At 62.9% G+C, this 13,813-nt stretch carries 9 protein-coding genes; 2 read left to right on the top strand and 7 right to left on the bottom strand.

Translation table 11 applies throughout. The annotated features are described in order from the left end of the window. Positions 1–11 precede the first annotated feature (11 nt). The 3 genes from polA to ftrA all read right to left on the bottom strand — a co-directional run bounded on the left by polA (position 12) and on the right by ftrA (position 5,130). Complete coding sequence (gene polA, locus CHB97_RS14025) at positions 12–2,939, bottom strand: DNA polymerase I (RefSeq protein WP_089288606.1); 2,928 nt, start codon at positions 2,937–2,939, stop codon at positions 12–14. Positions 2,940–3,203: 264 nt separating this feature from the next. Then, the gene (locus tag CHB97_RS14020) at positions 3,204–3,833 is read right to left on the bottom strand and encodes an outer membrane protein (protein ID WP_160105869.1); all 630 of its coding nucleotides are present in this window, start codon (positions 3,831–3,833) and stop codon (positions 3,204–3,206) included. 307 nt (positions 3,834–4,140) lie between these two features. After that, positions 4,141–5,130, bottom strand: coding sequence for a transcriptional regulator FtrA (ftrA, locus tag CHB97_RS14015; protein ID WP_089288604.1), 990 nt, complete (start codon positions 5,128–5,130; stop codon positions 4,141–4,143). 69 nt (positions 5,131–5,199) lie between these two features. Here ftrA and CHB97_RS14010 point away from each other — a divergent pair, with 69 nt between their 5' ends. Further along, positions 5,200–5,595, top strand: a complete 396-nt coding sequence (locus CHB97_RS14010) for a rhodanese-like domain-containing protein (protein WP_089288603.1) — start codon at positions 5,200–5,202, stop codon at positions 5,593–5,595. Positions 5,596–5,781: 186 nt separating this feature from the next. Here CHB97_RS14010 and CHB97_RS14005 read toward each other — a convergent pair whose 3' ends face one another. From CHB97_RS14005 to CHB97_RS13995, 3 genes are all read right to left on the bottom strand, one after another. Then, positions 5,782–7,395, bottom strand: a complete 1,614-nt coding sequence (locus tag CHB97_RS14005; protein ID WP_089288669.1) for a peptide ABC transporter substrate-binding protein — start codon at positions 7,393–7,395, stop codon at positions 5,782–5,784. Between the two features lie 80 nt (positions 7,396–7,475). Then, on the bottom strand, positions 7,476–9,080 hold the full coding sequence (locus CHB97_RS14000; protein WP_089288602.1) for a peptide ABC transporter substrate-binding protein: 1,605 nt from the start codon (positions 9,078–9,080) through the stop codon (positions 7,476–7,478). A gap of 134 nt (positions 9,081–9,214) precedes the next feature. Continuing rightward, positions 9,215–10,801 carry an ABC transporter substrate-binding protein gene (locus tag CHB97_RS13995; RefSeq protein ID WP_089288601.1) on the bottom strand — a complete coding sequence of 529 codons (1,587 nt, stop codon included), beginning with the start codon at positions 10,799–10,801 and terminating at the stop codon, positions 9,215–9,217. Positions 10,802–11,389: 588 nt separating this feature from the next. Here CHB97_RS13995 and CHB97_RS13990 point away from each other — a divergent pair. Beyond that, positions 11,390–12,880 (top strand): acetyl-CoA hydrolase/transferase family protein, encoded by a 1,491-nt coding sequence (locus tag CHB97_RS13990; RefSeq protein ID WP_089288600.1) that lies wholly within the window; start codon positions 11,390–11,392, stop codon positions 12,878–12,880. 3 nt (positions 12,881–12,883) lie between these two features. On the opposite strand, the gene CHB97_RS13985 is transcribed toward CHB97_RS13990, so the two are convergent. Continuing rightward, positions 12,884–13,744, bottom strand: coding sequence for a sterol desaturase family protein (locus tag CHB97_RS13985; RefSeq protein ID WP_160105868.1), 861 nt, complete (start codon positions 13,742–13,744; stop codon positions 12,884–12,886). Positions 13,745–13,813: the final 69 nt, after the last annotated feature.

The following is a 13,813-nucleotide window of genomic DNA, read 5'->3' as shown; positions in this document are numbered from 1 at the left end:
TATGCTCGCCCTCAATGTGCCTCCGCCCATGACGCCCCGTGCCCGGCCTCGGCCACCAGGGGCACGCCGATATCAGTGGCGGTTTCCATCACTTGTTTCACCAGGGCCGCCGTGGCGGTGATTTCTGCTTCCGGCACCTCGAACAACAGTTCGTCATGTACCTGCAACAGCATCCGCGCCTTCAGCCCGGCTGCCGCCAGGGCGGCGGGCAGGCGGATCATGGCGCGTTTGATGATATCGGCGGCTGTGCCCTGGATAGGGGCGTTGATGGCCTGACGTTCGGCATAGGAACGCCGCGCCCCCTTTTCCTGAATGCCGGGAATCCAGCATTTGCGGCCCAGCAGGGTGGTGACATAGCCCTGGGCGTGCGCTTCCGCCTTGGTCTTGTCCATATAGGTCTGCAATTCCGGGAAGCGCTCAAAATATGCCTTGATGAAGGCCCCGGCCTCGCCCGGTGAGATGCCCAACTGGCGCGAGAGGCCGAAGCTGGAAATGCCATAGATGATGCCGAAATTGATCGCCTTGGCCCGGCGGCGGATTTCCGACGTCATCTGGTCCAGCGGCACGCCGAACACTTGGGATGCCGTCATGGCGTGAATGTCGATCCCCTCGCGGAAAGCCTTTTGCAGGGCCGGGATGCCGGCCATTTCCGCCACCAGCCGCAATTCAATCTGGCTGTAATCCACCGACAGCATCACATGGCCCGGTGCCGCCACAAAGGCGCGGCGGATCTTGCGCCCCTCCTCCGTGCGGATGGGGATGTTCTGCAAGTTGGGATCGGTGGAGGACAGCCGACCGGTGGAGGTGATGGCCAGGGCGAAGCTGGTATGGACCCGGCCCGTCCTGGCATCAATCTGTTCGGCCAGCGTGTCGGTATAGGTGGATTTCAGCTTGGCGAACTGCCGCCAGTCCAGCACCTTCTGGGCAATCGGCACGCCCTGGTCGGCCAGTTCTTCCAGCACCGAACTGTCGGTGGAATAAGCACCGGTCTTGGCGCTTTTCTTGGCCCCGGTCAGCTTCATCTCATCAAACAGAATCTCGCCCAGCTGCTTGGGGCTGCCGACATTGAAGCTGCGGCCCGCCAGGGTGTGGATTTCCGCTTCCAGCTCCACCATGCGCTTGGCGAAATCGCCCGACAATTCGCGCAGCACGGCGCGGTCGATCAGCACGCCGTCGCTTTCCATCTGCGCCACCACGGGCACCAGCGGGCGTTCAATCGTCTCGTACACCGTCACCATGCGGTCGGCCAGCACGTCATGTTTCAGCACATGCCACAGGCGCAGGGTGATGTCGGCATCCTCCGCCGCATAGGCCGTGGCCTTGTCCAGCGGCACCCGGTCAAAGGTGATGCGCGCCTTGCCGGTGCCCGTCACCTCATCATAGGAAATGCAGCTATGGCCCAGATGGCGCTGCGCCAGCTCATCCATGCCATGGCCATGCTTGCCGCCGCCGATAACGTAGGAAAGCAGCATCGTATCGTCGATGGGGGCGACATTGACGCCATGCTTGGCGAACATCTGCCAGTCGAACTTGATATTATGCCCGACCTTCAGCACGCCTGGATGTTCCAGCAGCGGGCGCAGGATATCCATGGCCCGGCCCAGGGCAATCTGCTTGGGCGGCGGCGGGGCGGTGCCGAAATCCAAGCCCCCCTGATCGCCCTTGGGCGTGGACGGATCAATATGGGCGATGGGGATATAGCAGGCGCGGCCCGGCTTGGTGGCCAGTGAGATGCCCACCAGATTGCAGCGGGTCGGCGTCAGCCCGTCGGTTTCCGTATCCACGGCGACGATGCCGGCTTCCAGCCCTTCCGTCACCCAGGCTTCCAGGTCAGCCTCTTCCACCACCAGCAGATGTTCCACGGCACCGGGGCGGGGGATATGGGCATCGGCCCGCATCTCATCCGGGGCGGTGGCGGGCGTGGGGGCGTAGGATCGGCCATCGAGCGCCGCGCGCAGGTCGCGGCGCGGCTGTTCCGACCCGCCGGCGGCAATGGCGCGGGCCACGGCCCCATCGGCCAGCGTGCCGTCGGCGGCGATTTCCGCCTTCACCTTGGCGATGATGGAACGGAAACCCTGTACACCCAGCCATTCCAGCAGGCGGGCGCTGTCTGGCTCCCGCACCACCAGTTCTTCCACCGGCACCGGCACGGGGGCATTTTCTTCCAACTTCACCAGCCGCTTGGAAATGCGGGCCAGCTCGGCATTCTCGATCAGCTTTTGGCGGCGGCCCGCTTGTTTGATCTCCCCTGCTCGCTCCAGCAGGGTTTCCAGATCGCCATAATCGGTGATCAGCTGGGCCGCCGTCTTGATGCCGATGCCGGGGACGCCCGGCACATTATCCACGCTGTCGCCGGCCAGCGCCTGCACATCCACCACCTTGTCCGGGGTGACGCCAAATTTCTCAAACACCTCATCCGGGCCGATCACCCGGTTTTTCATCGGGTCCAGCAGGCGCACGCCATCGCGCACCAGCTGCATCAAGTCTTTATCGGATGAGACGATGGTGACGGGGCGGCCCAGGGCGCGGGCCTGGCGGGCGTAGGTGGCGATCAGGTCATCCGCCTCATAGCCTTCCAATTCAATACCGGGCAGGTTGAAGGCGTCCACCGCTTCGCGGATCAGGGCGAATTGCGGGCGCAGATCTTCCGGCGGCTCCGGGCGGTGGGCCTTATAGTCAGGATAGAATTCATTGCGGAAATTCAGCCGCTTGGCATCAAAGATGATGGCCACGGCCTCGGCCTTCAGTTCCGCCAGCAGCTTCATCAACATATTGGTGAAGCCCATCACGGCATTCACTGGCGTGCCATCGGGCCGGTTCAGCGGCGGCAAGGCGTGATAGGCGCGGAAGATGAAGCCAGACCCATCCACCAGATAAAGCGGGCTGCCATCGGCGGCCGGCAGGGCAGCGGGGTCAGCGGCTGGGATATCGGTGGGCATGGGGGAGGCCTGTCGTTCCGGGTGCGTTCACGCGCGGAACATGGCCCATGCCGCCGCCCCTGTCTACTGTTGAGCGGGAATGGCTATGGCCGGCGAGCCTTGCCCAAAGTAAAAGGCCCCGGCGCGTGGGATACGCCGGGGCCGCCGCGAATGGTGTGACTGGAGGGGGGACCGGCCCCAATGGGGGAGAGGGAGGGCCGGATCACACCATTCGAGGAGAGCTGGATAGGGGCGGAAACGCCCCTACCCCTGTTCCTGGAAACATCAGAAGCGGTACGCCACACCCACGCGGATCTGGCTGTCATCCGGCTGCAGGCTATAGGCGGTGCCACCAGCGGTATACTTCAAAGTCTTGTAGTCGGTGTAGTTATATTCCAGACGGGCCAGAATATTATCGGTCACCGCATATTCCACACCGCCACCGACGCGCACCCCGTTCAGCGTATCACTCTTGCTGACACTGTTGCCAGCCAGGGCAGACGTCACCTCGTAATTGGTGCGCTGCCAGCCAACGCGGCCATAGACCAGCGCATCATTGGTCACCAGGTAACCCGCACGGGCGGAAATGCCATAGGTCTCGTTACCATCCAGACCGGTGACACTGCCGCCGACCAGCTTGGTCTTGTCGCTCAGTTCCAGGCCGCCCAGTTCGCCTTCACCGCCGACATAGAAACGGTCGAAGGTCTTGCCATAGCCGAAGAAGCCGCCATAGGTCCAGCCATCCAGGTTCAGATCGGCCTTGGCGCCGGGGGCACGGGTGGTGTCGCTGCTGGTGGTGTAGCCCGTATAGACGCCGACATAGGGGCCGTCAAAGGCGGACTGGGCAAAGGACGGGGCCGCCGCAACGGTCATAAGGGCAACGCCACCAAGCATAGCATAAGCAAAACGCGACATTTTAATCTCCTCAAGGTTCCCTGAAGGCAGAGTCTGCCCGTGGCGTGAAATCATCACGCAGATCAGGACCACCTTCTTCTTTGGTCTTCCATTCACGTCGCCGGCCCGATGATTGATCGATCGCCGTGGCGCCGTGTTGTGTGATTGATATAGCCGGGGGTGAACGGTGTTCGATGTGCGTGGCATCACAGCAGCCATGAGCAGAGGCGATGGGCTGGTTGCGCGTGACGGATGGGCCCCTACTTGAATTGCCACAATTGAAATCCCATGCCGGCCCCGCCCAAGCGCCCGGCACAGCCACACCCGGTCAGCCGCCAGCGCCACCACCGCCGAACCGGTCCCGGTAATCGCGCGGGGACAGGCCGGTGGCGCGGCTGAAATGATGGCGCAGGGTGGGCGGGGCGCCGAAGCCGGCCAGCCGCGCCACCTCCTCCACCGGCAGGCTCGTCGTCTCCAGCAGGGTCTTGGCCAGTTCCACCCGTACCAGGGCAAGCCAGTCGCCGGGCGTGTGGCCCGTCGCTTCCTGAAAGCGACGCAGGAAGGTGCGCTCGCTCATCGCGGCGGCATCGGCCATGGCTGCCACCGTCCAGACCTGTTGCGGATCGGCGCGCATCTGGTCCAGCAGGGGGCTGAGGCGGCTTTGCGGCTGGCGCGGTACCGGGCGGGGGACGAACTGCGCCTGCCCGCCGCTGCGATGGGCGGGCACCACCAGCCGGCGGGCCACGCTGTTGGCGGCATCATGGCCGAAATCACTGCGGATGATGTGCAGCATCAGGTCAATCCCCGCCGCACTGCCGGCGGAGGTGAACAGGCGACCTTCCTGCACATAAAGCACATCGGCATCCAGCCGCACGGCCGGATAGGCCTGGGCCATGGCATCGGCATAGCGCCAGTGCGTGGCCAGCCTTTTGCCATCCAGCAGACCGGTGGCCGCCAGCACAAAGGCGCCGGAGCAGATGGAGGCCAGCCGGGCACCGCGATCATGCGCCGCGCGCAAGCGGTCGATCAGGAAAGGCGGCACCGGCACGCCGGCCCCCTTCCAGCCCGGCACAATGATCAGGTCCGCCTGATCCAACAGGTCCAGCCCGCCATCCACGGTAAGGCGCAGCCCGCCCTGCGCCTGCAAAGGCCCTGGTTCGATGGCGGCGGCCCCGAACCGGTACCAGCCCGGCCCCAGTTCCGGCCGGGACAGGCCGAAAATCTCCGCCGTGATGGCGAATTCAAAGGTGCAGAGCCCGTCATAGACGAGCGCCACAACGCGGGGGCCGGTGGGGTTTGGCGGAATATCATTCATCATTGGCAATCCTGCCACTTGGCTGCGCCCGGTGAAAGCGGGAAGCTTCGCCCTGCAACAAAGGGAGCCCTGATGATGAGTGCTGTCACCGAAATCCCCGCCGCCCCGTCCGATCTGGCCGTGGCGCATTTTGCCGCCGAATTCAGCTTTGAGACCGATTGCTGGGATGTGCATGACGCCCTGTCACGTGGCCCGGATTTCGTGCTGCTGGATGTGCGCGGGCCGGCGTTGTTTGCCCGTGGCCATGTGCCGGGCGCCATCAACCTGCCCCATGGCAAGATCACCGAACGGCGTCTGGCGGAATGGCCAGCAGAGACGCTGTTCGTCACCTATTGCGCCGGCCCGCATTGCAACGGGGCGGCGCGTGGGGCCCTGCGGCTGGCGCAACTGGGCCGCCCGGTGAAGATCATGGCCGGCGGCATCACCGGCTGGATCGATGAAGGGTTCGATCTGGCTACCGGGGAATAATACCAACCCGCCTAAAGGTTGACCTTTAGGCGGGTTGGAGGCCGGCGACGGCCGGCCCGCGCCCTCATGGGCGCGTAAGCCAAGCTGCCGGAGGCAGCGCCCGGCGACTGAGGGAGATTGGTATAAATGAAAAAGGCCGGCGGAATCGCTTCCGCCGGCCTTGAGAACAGCAACGAGTGTCAGCCCTTATTCCTTCACATCCAGGAAGCGGCTGGGGTGGCTGTCCAGCAGATTATCCTTCCAGCCGATCAGCTTGGGGCTAACCATGTGCTTGGAGCTGTAGAAATGCAGCGGGAAGACGGCCACATCCTCCACCATCAGACGTTCAGCCTGCTGCATCAGCTCGGCCCGCTGTTCTGCCGTCGGGGCAGCGGTGGCCTGATCCAGCAGCTTGTCATAGGCGGGGTTGCTGTAGCCGGACGGGTTCTGCTTGCCGATATCGCTGCGCGCCAGATCCAGGAAGCTGGCCGCATCGATATAATCGCCGATCCAGCCATGCCGGACCACATCCTTGAATTTCTTCTCATCACGCGTGTTCAGGAACACTTTCCATTCCTGATTATTCAGCGTCGTCTTCACCCCCAGCTTCTGCTGCCACATGGAGGCCACGGCGATGGCCAGTTTGCGGTGGTTTTCGTGGGTGTTGTAGAGGATTTCGATTTCCAGCGGCTTGCCACCCGGCCCATAGCCGGCCTTCTGCATCAGTTCCTTGGCCTTGGCCTCCCGCTGGGCCTGGGTCCAGCTGGCATAATCGGGCACCTGCTGGGTGTAGCCTGCCACACCCGGCGGCACGAAGCTGTAGGCCGGCAACTCCCCGCGCTGGTTGATCTTTTCCACCAGGATATTACGGTCGATGGCAAGGTTGAGCGCCAGCCGCAGATCCTTGTTGGACTTCCACGGTTCCTTGGTCAGGTTGGCGGCAAAGAAATAGGTGCCGAAATAGGGGGCCAGCCGCAGCTCGCTGGCCATATTGGCCCGCAGCCACTGCATCTGCGTCACCGGCACCTCATAGGTGACGTGCAACTCACCAGCGCGATAACGCTTCAGTTCCGCATCCAGATTCTCGGTCGGATAGAACATCACCGTATCAATGGGCGTCTTGGCCGCATCGGGGTGATAAGTGTTCTTCACCAGCTTCACATGGCTCTGCGGCACCGCCTCCGCCAGCTTATAGACGCCATTGGTGACCAGATTGCCGGGCTTGATGAAATCCGCGCCGAACTTTTCCACATTCGCCTTGGACAGGGCGTAGGTGGCATGGTGGTGCAGCATGGACAGGAAATAGGGGGTGGGCCGTTCCAACGTCACCTGGAACGTATAATCATCCACGGCGCGCACGCCCATCTGCTCCACCGGCAGCTTGCCCAGATTGATGGACTGGGCATTCTTCACCATCCAGAGGAAATAGCCGTACTTGGCCCCGTTCTTGGGATCGACCAGACGCTTCCAGGAGAAAACCCAGTCGGTCGCCGTCACCGGCGTGCCGTCCGACCATTTGGCGTTGCGGCGAAGATGGAAAGTATAAACCATCCCATCCGGCGAAATGTCCCATTTCTCCGCCGCACCAGGGATCAGCTTGTCGCTGCCATCGGGGATCAACAATCCTTCAAACAGGTCATATTGAATCCAGCTATCCGGCACCCCGCTGGACTTGGCCGGGTCCAGGGTTTCCGGCTCCGCGCCATTGCCCCGGTGCAGCACCTTTTCCGCCCAAGCGGGAGCCGTGGCGGCAGTCATGCTGGCACTGGCCAGCATCAGGGCCATGGTCATGCGGCGCAGGTGCCGGGTCAAAAATGACATGCGGGAACGCTCCTGTTCAAACGTCGGATTGCTGCTGATGGGTTGATTGGGGGCGGTGGCGGGCACCGCCCCCTGCTTTGTCACTTGGCGGCGACTTCCAGATAGCGCGAGGGCTGCACGCCCATCGGCGTCGGCCCCCAGCCCTTCACCCGCGGGCTGACCAGATTGCGATAGGCCTGGTGATAGATGGGGATGATCGGCGTATCGGCCAGCATGGCAGCCTCCGCCTCGGCCAGCAGCTTCATGCGCTGGGCCGGATCGGTATTGGCATTGGCGGCATCCAGCTTCTGGTCGAACACGGCATTGTCATAGCCCGACCGGTTCATCTTGCCCACATCGGAGCGCAGAAGCTTCAGGAAAGTATAGGGATCGGGGAAATCGGCGAGCCAGCCCAGCACGGCCGTGCCGGCATAGGATTTCTCGCCTGCATTCTGCAACACGATCTTCCATTCCTGATTGTTCAGGTTGACCTTGGCGCCCAGCTTGCTCTGCCACATGGAGGCGACGGCCACCATGATTTTGCGGGTGCTTTCATTGGTATTGTGCAGGATTTCCACTTCCAGCGGCTTGCCGCCCTTGCCATAGCCGGCTTCCTCGATCAGACGCTTGGCCTGGGCATCGCGTTCGGCCTGGGTCGCCTTGGCCAGGGCCGGCAGCGGCAGGCTGTAGCCGTCAATGCCGGGGGAGGTCAGCGTCCAGGCCGGCACGTCGCCGGCCTTGGTGATCTTCTCCACAATGATCTGCCGGTCGATGGCCAGATAAAGCGCTTCCCGCAGCTTAGGATTGGACTTGAACGGTTCCTTGGTCATGTTCACGGCCAGATACTGGGTGCCCAGCACGGGATAGAACATGATGGTTTCCGGCATGTTCTGGCGCAGCCAGTCGATCTGCGTCACCGGTGCCATCTGCACAATATCCAGTTCACCGGCGCGGAAACGCCGCAGTTCCGTTTCCGGGCTGTCGGAATGGTGGAAGACCACGGTATCAATCTTCACCGATGCCGCCTCGCGGAAATGCGGGTTCTTCACCGCCTTCACGAAGGATTGCGGCATATAGGCGTCCAGCTTATAGGCACCATTGGAGACAAGGTTGCCGGGCTTGACGAAATCCGCCCCGAACTTCTCCACATTGGCCTTGGAGATCGGGTAGGTCATGCGGTGCAGCAGGGAGCCCAGGAAATAGCCGGTCGGCCGTTCCAGCGTCACCTTGAACGTGCGGGCATCCACCGCCTGCACGCCCAACGCCGACACCGGCTGCTTGCCATTGCTGATCGCCTCCCCGTTCTTCACCGGCCAGAGGAAATAGGCATAGTCAGAGGCCGTCTTGGGATCGACCAGCCGTTGCCAGGCAAAGACAAAATCCGCCGCCGTCACCGGCGTGCCGTCCGACCATTTGCCATCGGCGCGCAGGGTGAAAGTATAGGTCAGCCCATCGTCGCTGACGGTCCATTTCTCCGCCGCCCCCGGAATGGCCTTGCCATCGGGGCCGAAGGTCAGCAGCCCTTCGAACAGGTCGTAGCCGATCCGGGCCGACTGCACATCGGTGCCCTTCTGCGGGTCGAGCGAGGTCGGTTCGGCCTGATTGCCCCGGTTCAGCACCATTTCCGCCCAGGCGGCGCTGGCGGAAAAGCCGGTGGCAAGGGTTAGGGCGACGAAGGCCGTCGCCAGACGGCGGGAAAGGCGCATTGTTATTCTCCAGGGCATCCAACTGCGGCCCCCAGCACCCATGTCCGACGGGGTGGGAATTCAGCTGTATGTGCGGTCTATCGCCCGGACTGTCCAGTGCTGGGGGCACGCTTTCCGCCGCCGAACGGCATTTTTCACCGGGCCGCGAGCGGTGACAGGAAGCGGCTGGGGTTGCAATCCACCGGATTGGGCTGCCAGCCCGCCAGCCGGGGGGAGACCAGCCGCACCCGTGCATAGGTGAAAAGCGGGATGATCGGCGCATCCGCGGCGGCCAGCGCCTCGGCCTGATGCAGAATCTCCAGCCGTTTGGCGGGGTCACGTTCCTGCACACTGGCCGCCATCAGCCGGTCATAGGCTGGATTGGCATAGGCGGCCGGGTTCTCCGGCCCCATCTCCGTGCGCAGGAATTGCAGGAAGGCATAGGGATCATCATAGGCGCCGATGATGCCGTGACGGGCAACACCGGCAAAATTATGCGTGCGCCGGCTGTCCAGAAACACCTTCCATTCCTGGTTGGTCAGGCTGGATTTCACCCCCAGCCGCTGCTGCACCATGCCAGCCACCGCCACGGCGATGCGGCGATGGTTATCGGCGGTGTTGAACAGGATATCCAGGGTCAGCCCCTGCCCGCCCGGATATCCGGCCTTGGCCAGCAGCGCCTGTGCCTCGGCCACCCGGCGTTCCATCGGCCAGTCGGCCCATGCCGGCCGGGCCGGTTGATAGCCCGTCACCGTCGGCGGCACAAAGGAAAGGCTGGGCATCTCCCCGCCCTGGCTGATCCGTTCGGTCAAGACCTCCCGGTCGATCACCATGGACAGGGCCCGGCGCAGGTCAGGCTTGGATTTCCAGGGTTCCTTTTCCGTGTTGAAGGCCAGGAAATAGGTGCCCAGCTGCGGCGACAGGCGCAGCGCATCGGGCAGGTTGGCCTTGGCCCAGGGGATTTGCGCGGGTGGCAGCGTATAGCTGGCGTCCAGTTCCCCGGCGCGGAAGCGCTTCAGCTCCGTTTCCTGATTCTCCGTTGGGTAGAAATAGACCGTATCGAAGAAGGCTTTGGCGGCATCGCGGTGGAACGGGTTGCGCTCCAGCTTCACATGACCCTGCGGCACCTGTTCTGCCAGCCGGTACCCGCCGGAAGAGACAAGGTTGCCGGGCTTGAAGAAATCCCGCCCCAGCGCCGTCACCCGGGATTCCGGCAGGATCACCAGCATGGGGTAAGAGAGCAGGGAGATGAAATAGGGGGTCGGCTCCTCCAGCGTGAAGCGCACGGTTTGCGCATCCAGCGCCGCCACGCCCAAGGTCGTCATATCCGTCAGCGTGCCGGTGCTGAGCGCGCGGGCATTCTTGATCGGCCAGACGAAATTATTGTTCCGGCTGGTCGCCGGGTTGGCCAGCCGGCGGAAGGAGAAGACGACATCGCCGGCCGTGATCGGGCTGCCATCGGACCATTTGGCCCCATCACGCAGATGGAAGGTCACCTGCAGCCCGTCAGCGCTGGTTTCCCAGCGGTCAGCGATGGCCGGCTGCGGCTTGCCATCGGGGCCACGGGACAACAGCCCTTCATAGATATCGTAGAAAATCATGGCTTCCGGCAGGCCGGTCGCCTGATGCGGGTCCAGCGTTTCCGGCTCCGCCCCATTGCCCCGCCGCAGCACCGTTTCCGCCCCCGCCAGCCCCGGCAACAGCAGACAGAAGAACAGGGCAGCGAACAGGCGCTTCATCATGCCGATGATCCTTGAAGGGCGTTGGGCCGGCCCGGATTGTGGGCAAAGCGAGGGGATGCCGCAATAGCGGGATGGGGGAAGCCCAAGGGTGAACGCGTGGAGGTGGAAGCCGGCGTGTCCGTCCATGAGCTTGTTAAGATTTTTCAGTTACTTAACCGTCATTCCCGCGAAGGCGGGAATCCAAAACCCGGGCTGTTGTATGGATTCCCGCCTTCGCGGGAATGACGGAGGTGAGGTAACAAAACGCCGGAGAACACAATAACAGTCCGAACAGATACGGAAACCTCCGTTTCGTTTCAGAAGAATCAAAGTATAAAAACCACCAAACGGCCCACTTTGAAAAACAATCCGTTTTATTTCAGACGAAACATCCGAAAAATTTAATAAATAATAATTTCCCAGCAAAACTAAATATACCGAATTCATCTATCAATTTGACTCACTGCTTCGCTGCGGCAAATTGTTACAGGGCGCGATCCATTGCCGCAGGCCGATACCCATGCGCATATTCAACAGGAAAGGCGGCAGCCAATGCCGCCGGTTGAAGATGCGGCAAGCAACGCTGGAAAAACCCCAAGAAGGTAGAAAATGTACGCCGACCGGATTCGCCGTCAGTCCCTGCTGGATAAGATCGTCACCCCCGAAGAGGCCGCCCTGCTGATCAAGGATGGCATGACCATCGGGATGAGCGGGTTCACCCGCGCGGGTGATGCCAAGGCCCTGCCCATTGCCATTGCCGAACGCGCGGCCAAGGAACCGATCCGCATCACCTTGATGACGGGCGCCTCGCTGGGCAACAATATCGACAAGATCCTGACGGAGGCCGGTGTACTGGCCCGCCGCCTGCCCTTCCAGTCCGACCCCACCCTGCGCGCCGCCATCAACCGCGGGGAGGTGATGTTCATCGATCAGCACCTGTCCGAGACGGTGGAACAATTGCGGTCGGGCCAGATGGGGCCGATCGATTATGCGATCGTGGAGGCAACCGCCATCACCGCCGATGGCGGCATTGTGCCCACCACCTCGGTCGGTAATACGGCCAGTTTCGCCATTCTGGCAGAAAAGGTGATTGTGGAGCTGAACCTGTCCCAGCCGCTGGAGCTGGAGGGGCTGCACGATATCTATATCCCCACCAAGCGGCCCTCGCGCACGCCGATCCCCGTGGTTTCCTGCGACAGCCGGGCCGGCACGCCCTATATCCCCATCGATCCGGCCAAGATCGCCGCCATCGTGGTGACGCATAAGCATGACAGCGCCGCCAATGTGGAACCGCCGGACGATGGCACCCGCGCCATTGCCGGCCACCTGATCGATTTCTTCAAGCATGAGGTGGCGCGCGGCCGGCTGGACATGACGCTGAACCCGCTGCAAGCGGGTATCGGTTCCATCGCCAATGCCGTGCTGCATGGGCTGATCGACAGCCCCTTCCATGATCTGCGCATGTATAGCGAGGTGTTGCAGGACAGCACGTTCGACCTGTTCGATGCCGGCAAGCTGAATTACGCCTCGGGCTCCTCCGTCACGCTCTCGGCGGAATGCGGCGGGCGGGTCTTCTCCCGCATCGCGCAGTATCGCAACCGGCTGGTGCTGCGGCCGCAGGAAATCTCCAACCATCCGGAGGTGATCCGGCGCCTGGGCGTGATCGGCATCAACACGGCGCTGGAGTTCGACATTTACGGCAATGTCAATTCCACCCATGTCGATGGCACCATGATGATGAACGGCATTGGCGGTTCGGGGGATTTCGCCCGCAACGCCTATCTGTCGATCTTCGTCACCAAATCCCTGGCCAAGGGCGGGGCAATTTCCTCTGTCGTGCCGATGGTCAGCCATGTCGACCATACCGAACATGATGTGGATATTCTGGTGACAGAGGTGGGGCTGGCCGATCTGCGCGGGTTGGCCCCGCGCGAACGCGCGGGCGTGGTCATCGCCAACTGCGTCCATCCCAGCTACCGCGACCAGCTTTCCGATTATTTCAATCGGGCCAAGGCGCGCGGCGGCCATACCCCGCACCTGCTGGAAGAAGCGTTTTCCTGGCATGTCCGCCGGCAGCAGACGGGCAGCATGAAGGGATAAACCCTACCACCGCCTCTCCCGCGCCAGCCCGAACCGGAAGCGCTGGCCCTGTTCCGTCAGGGCCAGCGTGCCGAACAGCCAGTCCCACAGGGAAAACACCGTGGCAAAGTTGCGGTCACGATGTTCCTCCGCATCGGAATGGTGCAGCTGGTGCATATGCGGCGACACCAGAATGAAGGACAACCAGCGCGGATAGCGCAGCGGCACCGGGCTGTGGCGCAGATGGACGAACCCCAGGCTCCAGGCCAGGGAAAAGACATTGACGCCCAGCACGGTCAGCGGCGTCACCGCCCCGCCGAACAGCCCGACCGCCAGCCCCAGGCCCAGGCCTTGGGCCAGCATGTTGGCAGACATATGGACCGCCTGCTCCCAGGGCCAGAAGCGGAAGGCCGTCAGCGGCGTCAGCACCGGCGGGGCATGGTGCAGCCGGTGCGCCCGCCAGAGCGGCGGGAAATGGTGAAAGGCGCGATGCGTCCAGTACAGCGCGAAATCCCCCGCCACGAAGGCGAAAGCCGCACAGGCCGCCAGGGCCGGCCAGCCGGGCTGCGTATCCCAGCCGCCCTGGATGCCGGATGTCAGGGCAATCCCCAGATGGCTACCCTTGACGCTTAACCAGAAGAAGAAGGGGGCCAGCAGGAAAGGCAGGGTGGAATTGACCAGAAAGCAGCCGGCATCCAGCGGCAGATGGCGCAGATAATCCCGCCATGTTCCCTGATCCCGCCACTGGCGCCATAACAGCAAGGCAGCCAGCCCTGCGATCAATAGACCTGGCCACCAGAAGACCGACGACGGCCCATCCAGCAGGCGCCCCATGGATTGCAGCCACGGGGCCAATTGGTCCGGTTGAGGCAGGAAATCATCCATGTCCCTGATAGTCGCAGGGCCGTTGCACGCTGCCAAATAAAAAGCGGCGCCGCCCCCTGTCGCAAAAGG

Origin of the sequence: Azospirillum sp. RU38E (assembly GCF_900188385.1) — a bacterium.
GTDB lineage: Bacteria > Pseudomonadota > Alphaproteobacteria > Azospirillales > Azospirillaceae > Niveispirillum.
Note: the sequence above shows the minus strand (reverse complement) of the source record. Positions and strands in the feature narration are given on the sequence as shown.

Excerpts from the sequence above, each read along its gene's own strand:
- polA (WP_089288606.1), bottom strand. The coding sequence starts at position 2,939 with ATGCCCACCGATATCCCAGCCGCTGACCCCGCTGCCCTGCCGGCCGCC.
- CHB97_RS14020 (WP_160105869.1), bottom strand. The coding sequence starts at position 3,833 with ATGTCGCGTTTTGCTTATGCTATGCTTGGTGGCGTTGCCCTTATGACC.
- ftrA (WP_089288604.1), bottom strand. The coding sequence starts at position 5,130 with ATGATGAATGATATTCCGCCAAACCCCACCGGCCCCCGCGTTGTGGCG.
- CHB97_RS14010 (WP_089288603.1), top strand. The coding sequence starts at position 5,200 with ATGATGAGTGCTGTCACCGAAATCCCCGCCGCCCCGTCCGATCTGGCC.
- CHB97_RS14005 (WP_089288669.1), bottom strand. The coding sequence starts at position 7,395 with ATGTCATTTTTGACCCGGCACCTGCGCCGCATGACCATGGCCCTGATG.
- CHB97_RS14000 (WP_089288602.1), bottom strand. The coding sequence starts at position 9,080 with ATGCGCCTTTCCCGCCGTCTGGCGACGGCCTTCGTCGCCCTAACCCTT.
- CHB97_RS13995 (WP_089288601.1), bottom strand. The coding sequence starts at position 10,801 with ATGATGAAGCGCCTGTTCGCTGCCCTGTTCTTCTGTCTGCTGTTGCCG.
- CHB97_RS13990 (WP_089288600.1), top strand. The coding sequence starts at position 11,390 with ATGTACGCCGACCGGATTCGCCGTCAGTCCCTGCTGGATAAGATCGTC.
- CHB97_RS13985 (WP_160105868.1), bottom strand. The coding sequence starts at position 13,744 with ATGGATGATTTCCTGCCTCAACCGGACCAATTGGCCCCGTGGCTGCAA.